Origin of the sequence: Bacillus sp. SIMBA_008, assembly GCF_046535495.1 — a bacterium.
GTDB classification, from domain to species: Bacteria; Bacillota; Bacilli; order Bacillales; family Bacillaceae; genus Bacillus; species Bacillus subtilis.
Window position 1 is genome coordinate 108,556 of record NZ_JAWRWL010000002.1, and the last position, 19,702, is coordinate 128,257.

The window sequence follows — 19,702 nt, forward strand, 5'->3', positions numbered from 1 at the left end:
TTATTTGAAAGTTTTCCAAAACATATCTTTAGAAGCCCCTGTGTCTGAATGCACTTTTTCCTGCACGTTTTGAGCTGATGGTTTGATTAAAACGGGCTGCCTATTTAATTCCGGCAAAGGTAGAGGTTTTCTTCTAATTGGACGAGCAACCGATTCATTCCAGGCTTCTATAATGAGATGGGCGTTCGTTCCGCCATCTGCAAAACAATTAATTGCCGCAGCCGGCGTTGTCTCCTTCCACTCGGCTTGCGATCTGCTGAAATACAAATCTGTTTTTTCTATATCAAAATACGGCATATTTTCATTACCTGACAGGAACGGAACCAATTGTCTATGCTTCAGCATTAAAGCTACTTTAATCAGGCTCGCAATCCCCTCTGCACATAATGGATGGCCGATGTTAGGTTTCACCGATCCCAGCCCTAACGGAGCCTTTGATTCAGAACGGTAAATGGACTGGATTGCCTTTAATTCAAGTAAATCTGTTACTGCCGACCCCGATCCGTTCGCTTCGAGATAGCTGATCTCTTCAGTCTTTTTGCCGCTTTTTTCAAGCGCTGACAGCATGACGTCCTTTTGTGCCTCGAGATTCGGAGATGATGGGCCTGCCGTTCTTCCGTCATTATTAATCGCAGCGGCTTTAATGACTGCATATATGGAATCTCCGTCTTCAAGCGCTTGGCTGACGGTTTTGACGAGAACCATGCCCACGCCTTCTCCTAAAATGACACCGTCTGCCCGCTTATCAAAAATATGGAATGACGGTTTGTCACATAAAAGTCCGCGCTCATGAAACATTCGATGCGCATCAGCATCAAGCAAACTGACGCCGCCTACAACCGCTGCCTCAATATCTCCGCTTCGCAGAGCCTGAATGGCCATATTCAGCCCCACCAGTGCAGAGGAACAAGCGGTATCCAGGACAATACTCGGTCCCTTCAAGTCAAAAAATTGTGAGATGTTAGCCGCTAAATAGTTTTGTCCGCCAGCGACTATCGGATTTTTTGCTTTTGAAAGACTGGCCGGATCAGGCTTGTGCTGGCTGCGGCCTCCTATATAAACACCAGCCCTCATGCCTTTCACTTCTTTCTCTGTATAACCGGCGTGATACCATAGCTTCAAGCTTTCCTCCAATACAGCCAAAGCTTGAGGGTCCATCGCTCTGACGTCGCTTTCGGACATCATGAAGAAATCATGATCAAATCGGTTCATTTCATCAATGAGGCCCGCGTAATTCGAGCTGGAGTTCCCGAATCGTTCAGGCGGAACAGGCGCAATCGCAGACCGTCCATCACGTATTAAATCCCAGTATTCCTCTAGGGTTTCTGCTCCCGGGAACCTGCAACTAAGACCGATGATAGCGATGTCCTCAGCAAGAAGTGCCGTTTTTTCATGGCTTATCTGTTGCGGCCGCTGTTCTGGCACCAGCTTCTGTTTCATTGCTGATTGCGGCTTGAGAGGTGTCTGTTTCTCAGGAACAGATGGCTGTAAAACAGCTGATATGTCATATTTCGAAATGAGCCAGTGTGCAAAGGATTCTATTGTCGGGTATTCAAACAAAATTGACGGATCAATATCTCCATTTAATTGTTGGTTCATCTGCTGTACCAGCTGGGCCAATATAATCGAGTCGATTCCGTATTCTTGGAAAGGTACATCCGTTTCAAAGTCTTCTGCAGCTATTTTCAGTTCATCTGAAAAAAGAGTTACGAGCCAGTCGACTGTTTCAGGGAACAGGTTGCGAGTGCTGGTTTGCTCTTTCGTCTCAGGATGCGAGAGAGCTTCGACAGGCAATGACGGCTGCATCAGCTTATCCGGCTTCCAAACGTTTGTATCTGGTACTGCCGGCAGCACGACAGCATACTGTCTGTCTGATAGAATCTGGTCAAGCAGCTGTAATCCCTCGTCGTTTGTCAAACTGATCAATCCAGTTTGTTCTAAAGCTTTGCTTCGAACCTCGCCTAAACCGGTCTCCTTCCAGTTAGGCCACTGAATGCTTACAATGGGACATTTATCTTGATGAGCCTCCGCAAAATAATCCATAAAAGCATTTGCCATCGCGTAATCAGCTTGTCCTGCTGCTAGTGCAGGGATGGCCGCTGATACTGATGAAAACAAGGTGAAAAACGCCAATGGTTCATCTTGAAGCAGGTCAAACAACGTTTGCAGACCTTCGACTTTCGGTTCAAGCACCTGTCCGATCTCTTCTAGTGATTTTCTGATAAAAGCCGGGTTTTGTTTGTTCACCATCCCGGCACAATGGATGACTCCGCCAATCGCCCCCATTGTTTCGTGTATTGTCTTCAGGCTCTGTTCGACAGCAACCCTGTCTGTGAGATCCAGAGACAGCACCTGAACTTGCGCACCCATGTCTTCTAGCTCTTGAACGGCTTTTATTTTCTCGGCAAGCGAGGAAATTTTTACCGAATTCCACTGGTCACGCGGTGGAAGCTCTTCACGGCCGATAAGGACCAGCCGCTTAACACCGTATGTTTTCACAAAATGCCGCGCACACAGCAAGCCGAGACCTCTTGTCCCGCCTGTAATGAGCAGGACTTTGTCTGTTGAAAACGATACTTGCTTATGACTTAGAGCGGCTTCTGCTGGCTGCTCTGTCAAATATGCGCGATATCGCTGTCCGTTTCGATAACAGACTTCTGATTCTGTGCTCTTGGCATAATATTCAACTGCAATCAGTCTGGCCAGCTCCTCATGAGAGGCTTCGCATTCCATATCTGCATGTCTTGAAGTAAGATGGCTGTACTCACTTTGAAGCATGCGGTATAAACCGGCCCGTGAAGCACCAGACAAAATAACACCCTCATTTGCGTAGGCCTCCAGCCCCTTTGTTACACCCAAGACCGTCAAATGATGCTTGCTTGCACGTCCTTTCTCGATCAGCTTTTGGAGCCAGTTTATCCAGCCCATAGAATGCTCATGGCTCGTTCCGCACCCGATCAGATCGATTGCTCCAGCAACGTGTTCATAGTCAGCAGCAGATACCCGATCCAGCTCTTGGCTGTCAAATATACGGTATGTCGAGAAATACGTCGAAAGCTCTTCCGCTAATGCCATTGTTTCCTCATTTGCCAAAATGGCGACGGTTTGATTCGTCATTTCTGCCGGTTCAATCGGACAAGGCTGCCACTGTTTACGCAGAAAGCAGCGCTTTGGCATCAGTTCGGATTGAGGCAGAGCTGTAGCAATGGTTTCGGGTTCACCTTCTTGAGTTGGCAGCCAGTAATACTCTTCCGCGAACGGATAAGCAGGCAGGCTGATTCGGCGAGGCGTGTATTCCCCATAAAGCTTGTTCCAATCTATCTGCAGCCCTTTCACCCATAGTTCCGCTACTTTCTCCAGCCTTTTTTTCTCTATCCATGTTTGCAGCAATGCTTTGGCATCATGATCCGTTTCAAACAGCTTGATTTCGCTCTTCTTCGTTTTCACGTGAGCAGCAAATATGCTGCCGTTCGGCATTTCAGCCAAATAATCATCTAAAGCTTTGATCAGCATTTCTCTCGAATCCGCCAAAAACGCCATGCGATAATCCATTGCTTCCCGGCCCGTCTGAAGCGTGTATGCCATATCCTCCAGATCGATATCTTCATTGGAAGTTACGAAATCTTTCATTGCTTCCGCATAGGCCTTCAATTGCTTCTCTTTTTTCGCTGAGAGTGCAAATAATGCTGAGCGGTGCTGCTTTGTTAATCGATCGTTCCTCTTGTCAGGCTGATATTCCTCTATCACAATATGGGCATTCGTTCCGCTATATCCGAAGGAGCTCACACATGCTCTCCGCGGTTTTCCATCAGCCGTTTCCCAAGGCTTAAGCTCCGTATTTACGTATAAAGGAGAATGCTCAAATTCAAAATGCTCATTCGGTGTCGTGAAGTTCAATGTCGGCACAAGTGTTTTATGATTCATGCACAATAACACTTTTTGAACCCCGGCTACTCCTGCCGCCGCGGATGTATGGCCAATATTGCTTTTGACGGAACCGATTGCGCAAAACTGCTTTTTGTCTGTTTTTTCTTGAAATACGGTGGACAGAGCTTCTAATTCAATTGGATCGCCTTGTTTTGTTCCTGTGCCGTGCATCTCGACATAACTGATACTCTCAGGATGTATGCCGTATGTTTCATATATGTCTCTTTCCAGATCCATTTGGCTTTTTGCACTCGGTGCCGTGATTCCGTTTGTTTTCCCGTCCTGATTAATACCCGAGCCAATGATAATGCCATAAATATGGTCACGGTCCGCTTCTGCATCTTTCAGCCTTTTCAGAACCAGCGCACCCGCACCCTCGCCGGGCACAAAACCATTCGCGCTATTGTCAAATGCTTTACATTGTCCATCAGGTGAAAGCATGCCGGCCTCACACATACTCATGTAAGATTCCGGCGTCAGGTATAAGCTGACCCCGCCGACCAGCGCCATATCAATTTCTTTGTTTATAAGTGCCTGGCGCGCTAAATGTGTGCCGACCAATGAAGATGAACATGCGGTATCAATAGGAATCGCTGGCCCTTTTAAATTAAGAAAATACGGAATACGCGCCGCAGCGATCGCAAAGCTGTTCCCGGTGGCATTTGCTCTTGCCTGCCGATTCAGCATAACTCCATATTCATTGCTCATAATCCCAAGATAAACGCCGCATTTTTTCTCATTTAATGTTCGGGCATTATATCCGGCATCCTCAAAGGCTTTATAGCCTTCCTGCAAAAAGATTCGATGCTGCGGGTCCATCAGTTCCGCTTCTGATGGCGGAATATTAAAAAACAATGGATCAAAATGTTCAATATCATCCAGCATCCCCATTGATTTGCAGTAGACTTTCCCTTTTTTGTTGAGGACAGGATCATAGTATTTGTCTACATCCCACCGTGATGTTGGAATGTCCCGAATGGCATTTCTCGCATGAACCAGGTTATCCCAGTACTCTCTTACATTACGAGCGCCCGGGTATCTTCCCGACATCCCGACAATCGCTATCGCATCCTCCGGGCGGTCTTGATGAACAGGAACCGTTTTCTTCACATGTTCTTTCTTTATTGGATGTTGAACAGGCTGAAGGGGCCGTTCTGCCGGCTTTGGATTAGATGATGCTGCTGGCTTTTGCTGGGCTGCTTCGAAAGAGTCAGTATGCTCTATCTTTCTATCAAGATGAGTTCCAAGCTCGGACTTTAGCATTTCGGCAAAATCACGTATCGTTGGATAATCATATACTCTGGTTACCGTAAAAGACGTTCCGTATTGCTTGTTCACCGCTTTTATCCATTCGAGTCCGGTAATCGAGTCCATTCCGATATCTATGAACGCTTCGTCAATATCCACCTCGTATGGCTCCATGTATAACACGTCTGCTATGCTTTCCCTCAAGTTTTCATGCAGCGTTTCAATTGCTACAGTATATTGTCTTGATGCAGATATTTCTGCCGCTGCATATTGAATCGTTTCTTCAGCTTCCTCTTGCACTGACTGATGATGTTCTAACGGCTGCAGAGATATATTAGCCGGTTTAGCAGCAGGTACCGCTGTTTTTTGTCTGATCGGCGTGTACGTCTCCGTTTGTTTTTTCTCCCCAGCTTGTGTGCTTAACTCGTGTGATAAGTAAACAGCGAAATCACGTGTTGTCGGATAATCATATACCTTTGTGACATTTAGTGATGTGCCATACTGTTTATTTATTGCTTTTATCCATTCGAGCCCGGTAATCGAGTCCATACCGATATCTATGAATGCTTCGTCTGGATCAATCTCGTTTTGGTCCATGTACAGCACTTCCGCTAAGCCCGCTGTCAGTTCATCGCACAAGGCTTCCGCCGTGATCGTCTCTGTTTCTGTATCTGATGGAACACGCTCTAAACGATCCTGATTGGTCATTAAAGGCTGTAACGTAATATTGGCAGGCTTGCCGCTGGCTTCTCTGGCTACAGACGGCTTTGGAAGGACGGGCTGTACCGGAGCGAATGGCTCCTCCGTTCTTTTTTCCTCAGCCATTGCATGTACGTCTATCCAATAGCGATCTCTTGCGAAAGGATAGACAGGTAAACTGATGCGCCGCGGTTTTTGATCCTGATATAGCGTGCTCCAGTCGATTCGCAAACCTCTTACCCATAGGTCTAAAACCTTCGCATATTTGCCTTTTTGCAGCCATGCCTCAATTGTTTTTGACATATCCTCATCAGCAGTAAAAGCAGCAATGGCTTCTTTGTCGCGCTTTACTTGTCCGCGATAGACATATTCACGATTTTCTGTTCCGGAGATACATTCATTCAGCTTTTCTTCAAGCTCCCGCATCGATTCCGCAACGAACGCCAGCCGTTCGTTCATCGCTTCCCGTCCGACTTGAAGCGTATAGGCAATTCGGTGTAAATCTGCTTCAACATATGTTTGTTCACGAATGGCATGCAGCAATTGCTCCGCGCGTTTCTGAAGTCTTTCCTCATTTTTTGCTGAGAGCACAATGACAGCCGGCTGTTTCCTCGCTGGTAAACGTTCCTCCACAGGTTCCGGAGCATACTCTTCTATTAAAATATGGGCGTTCACACCCCCGGCACCAAATGAAGAGACTCCTGCGATTCTCGGTAATTCGATGTCTTTGCCATTGATGATCGGCCTCTTCCACTCTTCTAGCTCTTGCTGTACTTTAAACGGCGAGTTAAGGAAATCAATATTCGGATTCAGCACGTTTGAATGCAGGGAAGGCGCAAGCTGCCTGTATTTCATTTGGAGCAATACCTTCGTTACTCCTGCGATACCTGCCGCACTCTCACAGTGCCCGATATTTGATTTGGCTGACCCTATTGCACAAAATTGTTTGTCATCGGTTTCTTGCGTAAACACTTTGGACAGCCCTGTGATTTCAATAGGATCACCGAGAGAGGTTCCCGTGCCGTGGGCTTCGATGTAACTGACTGTCCGCGGATCAACCTTCGCTTCCACAAACGCCTTTTTGATGACATCTGCTTGGGCATTCGGATTGGGCACTGAATACCCGTTTGTTTTTCCCCCGTGGTTAATGGCAGTCCCCTTAATGATTCCATAAATGTGATCACCATCTTCAACTGCTTTAGACAATGGCTTCAGAAGCACTGCTCCAACGCCTTCTCCCGGCACATAGCCGTCTCCGCCCTGTCCGAAGCTTTCACACCGGCCTTTGCTGGACATAAATTTGTTCTGCCCGAGCATCAAATATTTATTTGGATGGATTGACACATTCACGCCGCCCGCGAATGCCGCCTCACACTCTCCGCGCTGCAGGCTTTGGCAGGCCAAGTGGATAGCCGTTAAAGAAGAAGAACACATGGTGTCTAATGCAATACTCGGTCCGTGAAAATCAAAATAATAAGATACCCGGTTCGCGATGGATGATGGATTTCCCGTTAAAGCCAGAGACCTTCCCCGCACCTGCTCTTGTGCCCCGTACAGCTGATATTCTTCATACATGACACCGACGTAAACACCGACGCTTCCGCCAAGCTCAGCATCACGCTTACGGCCGAGGTGCTCTCTTGTATAGCCTGCGTCTTCCATCGTTTCATACACGCACTGCAAAAATAAACGCTCTTGCGGGTCCATTAATTTTGCCTCACGCGGCGATATATGGAAAAACTGCGGATCAAACTTGTCTACATCCTTCAAGAAGCCTCCCCACTTGCTGTAGGTTTTTCCAGGCTTGTCTTTATCTTCATCATAATAAAGACTGTGATCCCAGCGGTCTGCAGGAATTTCAGTAATACAGTCTCGACCGTCTCTCAGGTTCTCCCACAATTCATCAATGTTGTCTGCCTGCGGATAGCGACCTGAGATACCGATGATCGCGATTTCTTCCGTTTCCTTCTCTCTTAACTGCTTCTGCTCTTTATCTTGTAAAGGTAGAAATCCAGACTTTCTTGGGGTAACTGGTATTTCTTGTTTTTCAGGTTCTAATTTTCTTTCAACAGAAGGTTTTCCTGTTTCAATTCCCATGATGTCCAGCAGTTTTTCTCTGCGGGAATCAATAAAATACCGTGTTAATGAGCGAATATCCTGATATTCAAAGAACAACGTCTTGGACAAAGAACCGAATACTTTTTCTAATTGACCCGTTACATGCATGATCATGATAGAATCGATCCCGTAATCCTTGAGAGGAGCTTCAGCATCAATCTGGCCGGCTGGCAGCTTAATCACCGAAGAAAGCACCTGTTTAAAATAGTTCTCCGCTTTTTCTCTTAGTATCTCTTCATCAATTTCCCCGATCATGTCTGCTTTTTCTGCCTCCTGATTGAGACTGCTTTTTTTGATATTGTGAGATTGGCCTTTGCCATGTCCCGTTTCATGTAAAAATGCACGAATCCGATCAGTAACACCAGAAGCAACTAACACTTGCGGGTTTCCTGACGTCCAGCCATGATATAGCGCCTGAATCCCACGATCTGTTTCCATGGCCACCATGCCTGTTTCTCTTTTCAGCATCCTTGCAGTTTCCGCATCAATTTGCATGCCCCCGTCTTTCCACAGCGGCCAGCACACTGAAAGAGTTTTTCCGTAACGCTTGTGCAGCTCTGCTTGGCCATTTCGATATTCGCTGAATGCATTCATAAATGCATTGGCCATTGCGTAATCAGCCTGTCCCGCGCTTCCTACTGCTCCGGCACCTGAGGAAAAAAGGATAAAGAAATCGAGCGGAATATCTTTCGTTGCTTCGTCAAGGTGAATCAGTCCTGCTACCTTTGGAGCAAGTACGGTTTGAACCTCTTCTTTCTTCTTCTTTATAATGAAATTATCTTTTATTAAACCGGCGCTATGAATGATGCCATCTAAGTCTCCGTAAACGTTTTGGGTTTCTTTTAATAAGGCATCAACCGTGTGTTTGTCAGCCAGATCAGCTTGTCTGTAAATCGCTTGGATACCAAGTTTCTGTAAGGCTTGAAGCTTCTTCTTCTTCCTTTCATCAAGCGGAGAGCGTCCTGTCAGGATCACAACCGCATCATTCGTTTGGTTTGCAATTTCAGTTGCAAAGATGAATCCAAGACCGCCTGCACCGCCTGTGATCAGATACACGCCTTTATCCTTCCATGGCATGTCAGCACTTAGGTGCTCACCAGACACTTCTTTCCACTTGCTTACAAATCGCTTCCCTTGCCAGTGGCGGATATGCGTGTCACGCGGATAGCGTCTGTTTTCCTCCAATATTTCGAATAGGTCACCAGCTGACGTCCCGGTTTCTATTTCGATCAACTGTCCTGTCAGTTTTGGATTTTCCAGTTCAGCCGTTTTGAGCAATCCAGTTAAGCCGCTTAATAGCTGAGGCTCGTCCAACGCAGGCACCGCCACTTGAATGAATGTATGTCCTCCTGTTTTTGAGTGCATTAGCTGTTTGATTTCTTCAAATAACTGTATGGCATAACCTTCAAACCGTTCATCAATTGTCTCTGTATCATGCTGCAGAACTGTACAGTCAAGATGATTTTGGAAGCTTTCCATTTGTTCTACAACATCACAGACAACGACTTTATGCGTGTCGTACTCTATGAGCTCTTGCCTCTCTGCAGCACGTTCTTCCCAAATATGTTCGAACAGTAGCGTGTCAGTCGCTTCAGAAGGACCTTCTTGATCTGTTTCTAACACTCTTGCAGAATAGCCCGTCAATCGCACGCAAACCTGCCCCTCTTCATTGCATAAATCGATATCAAGCTTCTGCATACGATCCCCAGCTGTACTGCCCTCGCTATATGTGATCCGCGCCCACATAGATGCCTCGCAGCCTTTGAAGATGTGGACATCCTGTATGGCAAAAGGCAGCATTGCCTTTCTGTCTTCTAAACTCGTAGCTCCTCCCAGCCTCAAACCGATAGATGCTTGAAATGCCGAATCTATCATGCTCGGATGCAGAATATAATGGTCTTCTGTATCAGAGATTACAGGAGGCATCGTCAATTTCACTAGAACTCCGTTTTCGCCGGCATATAGGCTGTCGATCGCTCTGTGGCTGTCACCATAATGAATACCCATTTCTGTATAAGCCTCGTAGCAATCAAAAGGTGACAGCGTCCGGCCATTATAGCTTGCCTTCAGTTCTTCAATGTTGATAACCGGATTTTCACCAGCCTCACAAAGCACTGCACTCCCTTGCCCATATACAATCGGCGACTCCTCTGCGCTTTCAGGGTCCCGGCAGATTTCAAATGTAATCTCACCATTCTCCTCAGGATATAGACGTACATCTATATCTTTCTGCTGTTCTGTGACGGTGAACGGCCGGACCCAGACGATATTCCGGAGCCGGAATCCTGTCGGGAACTGATCCGCAGCTGCCCTTTCCACAGCTGCCCGAACCATCTCCAATAAAGCTGCGCCAGGTAAAACGTGTTCGCCCTTTATGACATGATCCTTCAAGAAAAATTCACGTCCTGTAAACGCTGAACGGAAGCGGACACCCGATATGTCGGACACATTTTGATGCAGGAGAGGATGCAGGATGTGTCGCTCCTCCTTTAAACGATCAGTCTTTTTCTCCGCTTTCGGCACCCAATAACGCACCCTCTCAAATGGGTAAGTCGGCAGGCTGATCCGCTTTGGTTTGTTTCCGTCGTAAAGCAGCTTCCAGTCAACCCCAGATCCGTTCGCCCACTGCTCCGCAATTTGATCGAGTTTTCTTTGCTCCAGCAATTTATGTACCGATTCGGCGGGACGCGATGGTTCGCTTCCTCTTGACACGCGGCCCTTCCAGCAATGCTGAATGGTTTTTTGTCCTTCTATAAAAGCCTTCAATTGGTCGCTTAATTCTTGAATTCCGGATGCTAAGAAAGAAACCCGTTCTTCCATTGGTTCACGGCCTACCTGCAATGTATACGCCAAATCTTTAATCTGAATCCCATCATGAAGAAAATCCAAGAGACGTTTTACATATACACGAAGACGTTCTTGATTACGGGCAGAAAGCGGAATAACTGCGGATATGTCAGAATCTGAGGACAAAGAAACGTCCTGCTCCGCTGCTTGAGGAATATATTCCTCAAGGATAATATGTGCGTTTGAACCAGTTGCTCCGAAGGAACTAATACCAGCCCGCCGCGGATAAGGGACCTCTTCCCCATTCTCCTTGATAACAGGCTGCTTCCACGTTTCTGTTTTATGCTGTACATAAAATGGAGACTTTTCAAAATCAACGTAAGGATTCAGTTCTTCCGAATGCAAAGAAGGCACAAGTTTTTGATGGTGAAGCTGAAGGACAACCTTGCTTAAACCGCTGATCCCCGCGGCGGATTCGGCGTGCCCAATGTTTGACTTTACAGAACCGATTGAACAGAACTGCCGATCCTGCGTATATTGGCGGAACGCTTTGACTAATCCCTGTATTTCGATAGGGTCTCCTAAGGACGTGCCGGTACCATGGGCTTCCACATAACTGATCGTCCGCGGATCGATCCCCGTTTTCTCCAAGCATGTCTCAATCAGATCAGCTTGAGAAACAGGGCTCGGCACTGAAATGCCGCTTACAGTGCCCACATGATTCACAGCACTTCCTTTAATAACTGCATAAATACGATCTCCGTCTTCCTCCGCCTGGCGCAAAGGCTTTAATAAAACCGCGCCTATACCCTCGGCAGGCACATAACCGTCCCCATCCTTTCCAAACGTACGGCAGTGTCCGTCAGTGGAAAACATATCCCAGACCCCGTATGTCATATATTTATTCGGGTGCAAAGACAGGTTCACTCCGCCTGCTAACGCAACATCGCACTCACCGTGACGTATGCTTTCCAACGCCAAGTGCACTGCGGTCAAAGAGGATGAACATACCGTATCGACAGCCATACTCGGACCGTGGAAATTACAAAAGTAAGAAACACGGTTGGCGATTTGCGCATAGTTGAGCGAAAGAGGAAACGCATTTTCTGCTGATGCTTCTTCAGCTCCGACTAATGTATAATCCTTGTGCATGACACCGGCAAAAACTCCTACATGCTGCCTTTTATTTCGTCCTTTAGGCTTGGCCAACGTCTTTGGCGTATAGCCCGCATCCTCAATCGTTTCCCAGCATGTTTCTAAAAACAGCCGCTCTTGAGGGTCCATTGTCTCCGCTTCTCTTGGCGTGATTCTGAAAAATTGGGGATCGAAGCAGTCGGGATCATCAATAAATCCTCCCCATTTGGAAATGTCCTTACCCGAAGGAGATGTGATTCCTTCAAGTTTCTGCCAATCCCAGCGCGACTCAGGAATCTCGCTAACGCAGTCCTTCCCCTCTTTCAGATTGTTCCAAAATTCATGAATATTGGCTGCCTTAGGATACCTGCCCGCCAAGCCGATAATCGCAATATCGCCTGCTGCCTCAATAGGTGCAGGACGAGAAGCTTCAACAGTCTTACGATCGTTTATTGTGTCGGAAACCCGTGCTCTTTCATTCTGGCCAAGAGAACCAGCGGCACTAAAATGCTCAGCATATTCCTCGGCAAGAAACGCTGACAGCTCCGCTATGGTGGTATGCTCAAACAGAAGAGTCGGCGAAAGACTCTCACCGATCTTATCGCTGATCGTTTCTACCACCTCAAGCAAGCCCGATGAATTCAGTCCCATTTGGTAATAACCGACCTGTTTTTCAACTTGTTCTACCGGCTTATTGATTTTCTCTGCGATTAATTGACTTACGAACTGTTCAGCCCCACTAAAGGAATTAACGGGAGAAGATACCATGTCAGCAGGTTTATCACGCTCAGCAGTGTCCGCTCTTGTCATCTGTGTCTCCTGTGCATCTTGATGTTTTCCGCTAATCAGCTCCGCTTCTCGCACCAGTTTGCTTGTGAAGTTTTTCAATTCAGCCACTTTTTCTCCCGACGCATTAAAAAATTCAAGTGTTACATAAATCAGCTCTTTTTCCCGCCGGACGGAGGAGCGCTTAATTCTTGTCATGCAATCCGTTTGCAAAAGTGCAGAAGCTGAAAAGGATTCATAGAACAGAGGCAAATACAGCCTCTGTTCTCCTTTAAGCAAAGATGTGAGCAAATGATTGGCACCCACCCCGCTCCCGTCTATGAGAGTCGGGTGAAACATAAAGCCTTCTGCGTGAAGCATAGCTTCCGAACCGAGAGAAAGCTCAAGAAGGACGCCGTCTTCCTCTTCATAGATGCAGCCACTTGCTTTCATATATTCGCTGTGCACCAATTCCTGACGTCTGCATTGTTCATATACATCATCAAGCTGAACAACGTTCTGTGCAGATGCTTTGATTTGACTGAGATCCAGTGTTTCTTCAAATATGGCTGGGGAGTCTGCGTGCATGTCAGCCTTCATATAGAGCTTTTCTTCTGAAGCTTCTTTCCCATCACGTTTTTCAATTCCCTTGGCTGTGATTTGCCACTGTCCTTCTTTTTTCTCCGCGCATTGGATATTCAAAACAATTACTGCATCCTGTTCCGCCGTCAATGGCTGATAGATGGATAAATTCCGCAGCTGAAGCTCTGAGCAGGAGAAACCGTGTTCTCTGAATATCTGGTAGATTATATCGATATAAGCCAATCCCGGCAGGACATTTTGTCCGTAAACCACATGGTGATAAATAAACGGATTTTTTAACGATAATGTGAGTTGTTTCGTTATCTTTTTCACGTTAGACCTCCACCTCATAAGTATCCCATATGTTTGCCGCAGTCATTTTTGAAGTCTCCGCTTCCAGCTTTGGCTCGCCTGGCGAAAGCATTCGTTTCTTTAATTGAGGAGGCGATATTGGACTGCGCTTGATGGCGTATTTTTCATCTTTTTCCCACGCCTCTACGATGACATGGGCATTCGTCCCCCCATCGGCAAAGCAGTTAATAGCCGCAGTAGGCTGCGAATCTGTCCATTTTTCCAGGGCTCGGCTGAACGTGATGTTCGCTTTCTGTTGATCGAAATGCGCCATCTCTTTTTCACCTGATAAAAATGGGACAAAGCGGCGCTCTTTCAGCATCAGCACAACCTTAATGAAGCTGGCGATCCCTTCAGCACATAGCGGATGCCCGATGTTCGGCTTGATTGAGCCAAGAGAAAGAGGCGATGAGTGCCCAGAACGGTACACTGATTGGATCGCTTTTAGCTCAAGGAGATCGGTTACGATTGAACCTGACCCGTTTGCCTCAAGATAGCTTATGTCCTCTGGTTTTTTTCCGCTTTTGGAAAGCGCATCTTTCATGACTTCCTTTTGCGCCTCCAGATTAGGTGTTGCAGGCCCCGCCGTTCTTCCGTCATTATTGACCGAGGCCGCTTTCACAACAGCATATATGGTATCTCCGTCTTCCAGCGCCTGTTTTACCGTTTTTAGCATGACCATTCCGACGCCTTCACCTAACACAACTCCGTCAGCACGCTCATCAAACACATGGAAGGATGAATGCTTGCTTAAAATGCCGCGCCGGTCAAACAGCCTGTGAGAGGCATCTGAGCTCAGTAAGCTGACACCGCCGACTATGGCGGATTGAATATCTCCGCTACGCAGCGCCTGAATGGCCATATTCATGCCGACCAAAGCTGACGAGCATGCGGAGTCAACTACAACACTCGGGCCGCGGACATCAAAAAATTGTGAAAGATTAGCCGCTAAATAATTTTGGCCGACTGTCACGATCGGATTCTTGGCATGATCAAGGCTGTCTTCATCAGGTTTGTGCTGGCTTCTGCCTCCGATATAAACACCGACGGGCTTGCCCTTTATTTCCTCAGGTGTATAACCGGCGTGATACAAGAGTTTCAGACACTCTTCCAATACGAGTAGTGCTTGCGGATCCATCGCCCTTACGTCTTCTTCATGAAGCAAAAAGAAATCAGGATCAAAATAGCTGACGTCATCAATCACGCCGGCATAATATGGCGTCTTACAGCCCCAACGCTCTGCCGGAATCGGGCCGATTGACGAACGCCCCTCGGATAGTAACGACCAATATGACTCCAATGTATCTGCCCCAGGGAATCGGCAAGAGAGTCCGACAACGGCAATACCTTCTGCATGAGAGTCCGGTGACAAAATCGCTGGCGCCTGAATCTGAGGTGTAAGAGCTCGATCCTCCGCAGGAACAGCTGCCTCCGCCTCTATTTTGTTCTCCAAAGGTGCTGATGCATCCGATATCCTGCCTCCGAATAAAGCGGACAGCCTTTCGGAATAAGAACCGATCAGCCAATCTGCGAACCTTTGAATTGTCGGGTATTCATATAGAATCGATGGATCGAGTGCTGCTTCTAATTTGCGGTTTATACGCTGGAGCACTTGTGCCAAAATGATCGAATCCACGCCATAATCCTGAAACACCCCGTCAATCTCGAAGTCTTCACGATCTATTCTCAGCTCTTCGGTAAACAGATCAACAAGCCAGGACTGTGTTTCAGATAATAACCCATCACATTTGGAAACTTCATCGGCCTCTTCAATGTCTCTGGCTGGCGGGCTCTGTAAAGCAGCTTCCTGCAAACCGCCCTCATGCGGTTTCCTCCTCTTCATCAGCAGTTCCGGCTCCCAGTTTGTTTGATTCGCCATCGCAGGGAGAACAACCGGTCCGAACATTTTCGATAAAATTTGATCTAGAAAACGTAAGCCTTCTGAATTCGTAATGCTCAACAAGCCGCTTTCCCGATACGCTTGATTTGTCACTTCACCCATACCGGTTTCTTTCCAGTTCGGCCACTGAACACTGATGATCGGCGCATGTTTCTGATGTGCTTCTGCAAAATAATCCATATAGCTATTGGCCATCGCATAGTCAGCTTGTCCCGCCGAAAGCTCCGGAATAATGGCTGAAACAGAAGAAAATAAGACAAAAAACTGTAAAGGCTCGTTACACACATGGCGATATAACGTTGTAAGACCTGACACCTTAGGTTCCAGCACCCGCTGAATATCATCTGAAGTTTTTCGGATAAATGCCAGCGTATCCATATCCGTCAGACCTGCACAATGAATGACACCGCCAATCGGTCCTAATGTTCGCTTGATATGTTGCAGCGTTTGCTCAACCTGAGCATCATCAGATAACGTCAGCGACAGCATCTCCACCTGTACACCCTTCGCTTCCAGCTCCCGCACTGCCTGGATTTTCTGGGCAACTGATGTGTTCGAGGTGTCAAAACGAGTCCATTCCTCTCGCGGAGGAAGCTGTTCTCGTCCGGTCAGCACCAGTTTTTTCACCCCATAGCACTCTGCAAAATGACGGGCGCATAATAGTCCGATGCCTCGTGTGCCGCCTGTAATGAGAAGCACATGATCTTTCGGGAAGACCGCGCTCTGTTCCGTGGCCTTACCTGTTTCCGGATGAGCTTTTAAAAAAGCTTGATACCGTAAACCATCTCTGTAGCAAACCTCGGCATCATGAGAATCGGAATAAAACTCATCAGCGATCAACTTCGCGAGACGGCGATGATCAGTAACCTCCTCAGCATCCATATGCCTTGATATAAGATGGCTGTACTCGCATTGGAGCATTCGATACAACCCAGCCCGTGAGGCGCCAGCCATCCGGACAGATGTGTTTTGAAACGATTCGAGCCCCTTCGTCACACAAAGCAGCCTGAGCCCCTCTTTATGCCCGAATTCAACCAGTCTTTGCACCCATTCAATCCAATCCAGTCGGCCCTCATCATCCTTACCGCATCCGATGACATCCACTAGGCCGTCAAACTCTTTCCAATCAATGTCTGACTGATCATTTTCTATCCGGCTCACATCTAATAAGACATGATTCGGAAAATACGAAGACACTTCTGCTGCTAAATCTGCTGTCTCTTGATTGCTCAGAATGGCAACAGTTCTTGTCCCCGGCACTGCTGAGCCAATTGGACTCAAACTCCATTGTTTCGTCAAAAAACATGCATCCCGATCTTCAATCGCATTAACCAGTTCTTTTTTGTCTCTTTCTGAATGTTCCTTTGCCGGCACCCAATAGTGATCCTTCGCAAACGGATATGAAGGGAGGCTGATCAGGCGTGGTTTGGTCTCTCTGTATAATGTGTTCCAATGGATTGAGACCCCTTTGACCCATAAATCAGCAAGTTTGGCGTATTTTCTTTTTCTGATCCAAGCATCAAGTGCCAACGCCATATCTTCATCTGCTGTAAAAATAGTCTGGGTCTCTTTATTTCGATGAGACTGTCCCCGGAAAAATTCGTCTGTTTCTTCCTTACCGTCAACAAACGCCTGCAGTTTCTCTTCAAGTTCCTGCATCGTCCCCGCAACACACGCCAGACGCTCATCCATTTCCTCGCGCCCGACCTGCAGGGTGTAAGCGATGCGGTGCAAATCCTGATCTGTATATTTTTTATTGCGAATCGCCTCAAGCAATTGCGAAGCACGATCCATCAGCCTGCTTTTATTTTTAGCCGACAGCACCATTACGTTTGGCTGTTCTGTAGCCGTGTGTTCTGAATTGGCTTTTGGCATATATTCTTCAACCACAATATGCGCGTTTACTCCGCCAATCCCAAACGAACTGATTCCCGCACGGCGTGGAAGCTCGTTTCCGTCACGATCTGTGACAGACTTCCATTCCTGTTTTTCCTGAACGATATAAAACGGACTGTCAGTCAGCTGAAGATAAGGGTTAAGCGTCTCGCAATGCAAGCTTTTCACTAACGTTTTATGCTTCATTTGCAAAAGCACCTTGATCAAACCCGAAATACCTGCTGCTAGCTCTAAATGACCGATATTGCTTTTAACTGAGCCGATGCCGCAACGGTGATCCGGAACATCCGGCTGGCTCTCGCCTCTCATATTGGATAATTCCTTAAACGCGGCTTTCAGCCCATTTATTTCAATCGGATCGCCCAATTCCGTCCCTGTTCCATGTGCTTCGATATATGTGACAGTGCTTGGATCTATGCCTGCTTGGCGATATGCACGCACCAACAAATCAGCTTGTGCTTTCGGATTAGGCGATGTCAGGGTATTGGCTCTTCCGCCGTGATTTTCCGCTGTCCCCCGAATAACGCCGTAAATATGATTTCCGTCGCGCTCGGCATCTTCCAGCTTTTTCAACATGACCATTCCGACCCCTTCACCTCTGACATAGCCATTCGCATCGGCAGAGAAGGTTTTACACCTGCCGTCTTTGCTGAGCATCCCCGCCTTGCTGTAGCTAATATGCGCCTCCTCGGTTAAGATCGTATTCACGCCTCCAGCGATCGCCATCTCACAATCACCGTTTTGCATCGCAGTCACAGCACGGTGAATGGCTACAAGAGAACTGGAACAAGCCGTCTCTACTGGTTCGCTCGGACCATGAATATTTAAAAAATAACTCATTCTATTCGGGCCTACCGAAGGAATCATATGACCTGTAGCAGCATGGCCTTCAATTGGAAGATTCGCTCTATGGAATAGATCTTTATAACCGGTGTTTCCCGTACCGATAAAGATACCGGTCCCTGTACCCGAAAGGCTTTGCGGCGAGCAACCCGCATCTTCCAGTGCCTTCCACACGTATGTCATTAACAAGCGCTGCTGAGGGTCTACATAATCAGCTTCTCGCGGCGAAATACCAAAAAACAACGGATCAAACTCTGCGACACCATCAATAAACCCGCCCCATTTGATGTCGGTTTTATTGACGTCAGTGTCTGGGTTTCCATAATGCTCCCGCCAATCCCATCGATCTTTTGGAACTTCTGTGATGCTGTCTTTTCCTTCTTCTAGGTTTTCCCAAAATTCGTCTATATCCATAGCGCCAGGGAATCGGCCGCTGATGCCGACAATTGCAACCGGCTCAAAATCGGCAGCCTGCTTTTTGTTTCTTTCTGCTTTTGCAATAACAGGCTGTGTAAAGCGGCGCTTTCTACGTGATGTGATTTTCGGCGCTTCAGGGGATTTTGTCTGTAACTCTTCCTGCCCCTCTGGTTTTTCGCGCTCCTGAACCAGGGTGTCCTCATGTTCAGCAGTCAAATACTCAGCCAGGCTTTGGATGCTTCCATATTCAAAGAAAATGGTCGGCGTTAGCTCCAACTGAAATTCTTCGTTAATCTTGTTTGTAAAGACCGTAAATGTAACGGAATCAAATCCGTATTCACTCAGCTCTGTATTGACATCAATATCTTCACTATTTACTTTTAAAATTGCACTGACCATGTTGCTTAATGATGCCTCCAGGCTGTTTAAACTGTGCAATGAGTTTGTTCTTTCATCTATGCCTTTAGCAGTAGCATCTTGATTCCATTCGCCCTGATACGCAGCAACTACATATTCAGCCAGGCTTTGGACGCTACCATATTCAAAGAAAATGGTCGGTGTTAGCTCCAACTGAAATTTTTCGTTGATCTTGTTTGTAAAGACAGTGAATGTAACTGAGTCGAATCCGTACTCACTCAGCTCTGTGTTGACATCGATATCGTCTGTGTTTACTTTCAAAATTGCGCCAACCATCTGGATTAAGGCTGCTTCCAACTTTCTAGTTTGTCCTTGATCCTGATCCGCCTTTCTCTGATCGTTCCGCTTGGCTTTCGATCCTGCGGAAAGCAGTTTTTGTTTCATTTTCTGAAGCTGTCCTTCCATCACAAAAACTTGCGGCTTATCAGATACTATCCCTTGATAAAATGCTTTCAAGCCACTATCTGTCGGCATCGGGACCATTCCCGTCGTTTTCAGCATTCTCTTTTCATCTTCAGCGCCGACTTGCATACCGCCTTCTTCCCATAACGGCCAATTGAAGGAAATGGTGGAGCCGAATCTCTTTTTTGATGCCGCAAGAGAACGGCGGTATTCAGC

The 19,702-nt window shown here is 47.0% G+C and carries 2 protein-coding genes (1 of these 2 cut by a window edge); both read right to left on the bottom strand.

From position 1 onward, the window contains the following. Entirely contained in the window at positions 1–13,611 is a 13,611-nt protein-coding gene (pksL, locus tag SB658_RS06135; RefSeq protein WP_144500764.1) for a polyketide synthase PksL, read from the bottom strand. Continuing rightward, positions 13,595–19,702 carry the 3' portion of a polyketide synthase PksJ gene (pksJ, locus tag SB658_RS06140; RefSeq protein WP_144500765.1) on the bottom strand. It continues 9,018 nt past the right edge of the window, so 6,108 of the gene's 15,126 nt are visible here — the last part of the coding sequence; its start codon lies off the right edge, out of view; its stop codon occupies positions 13,595–13,597. The genes pksL and pksJ overlap by 17 nt, the downstream gene beginning before the upstream one ends.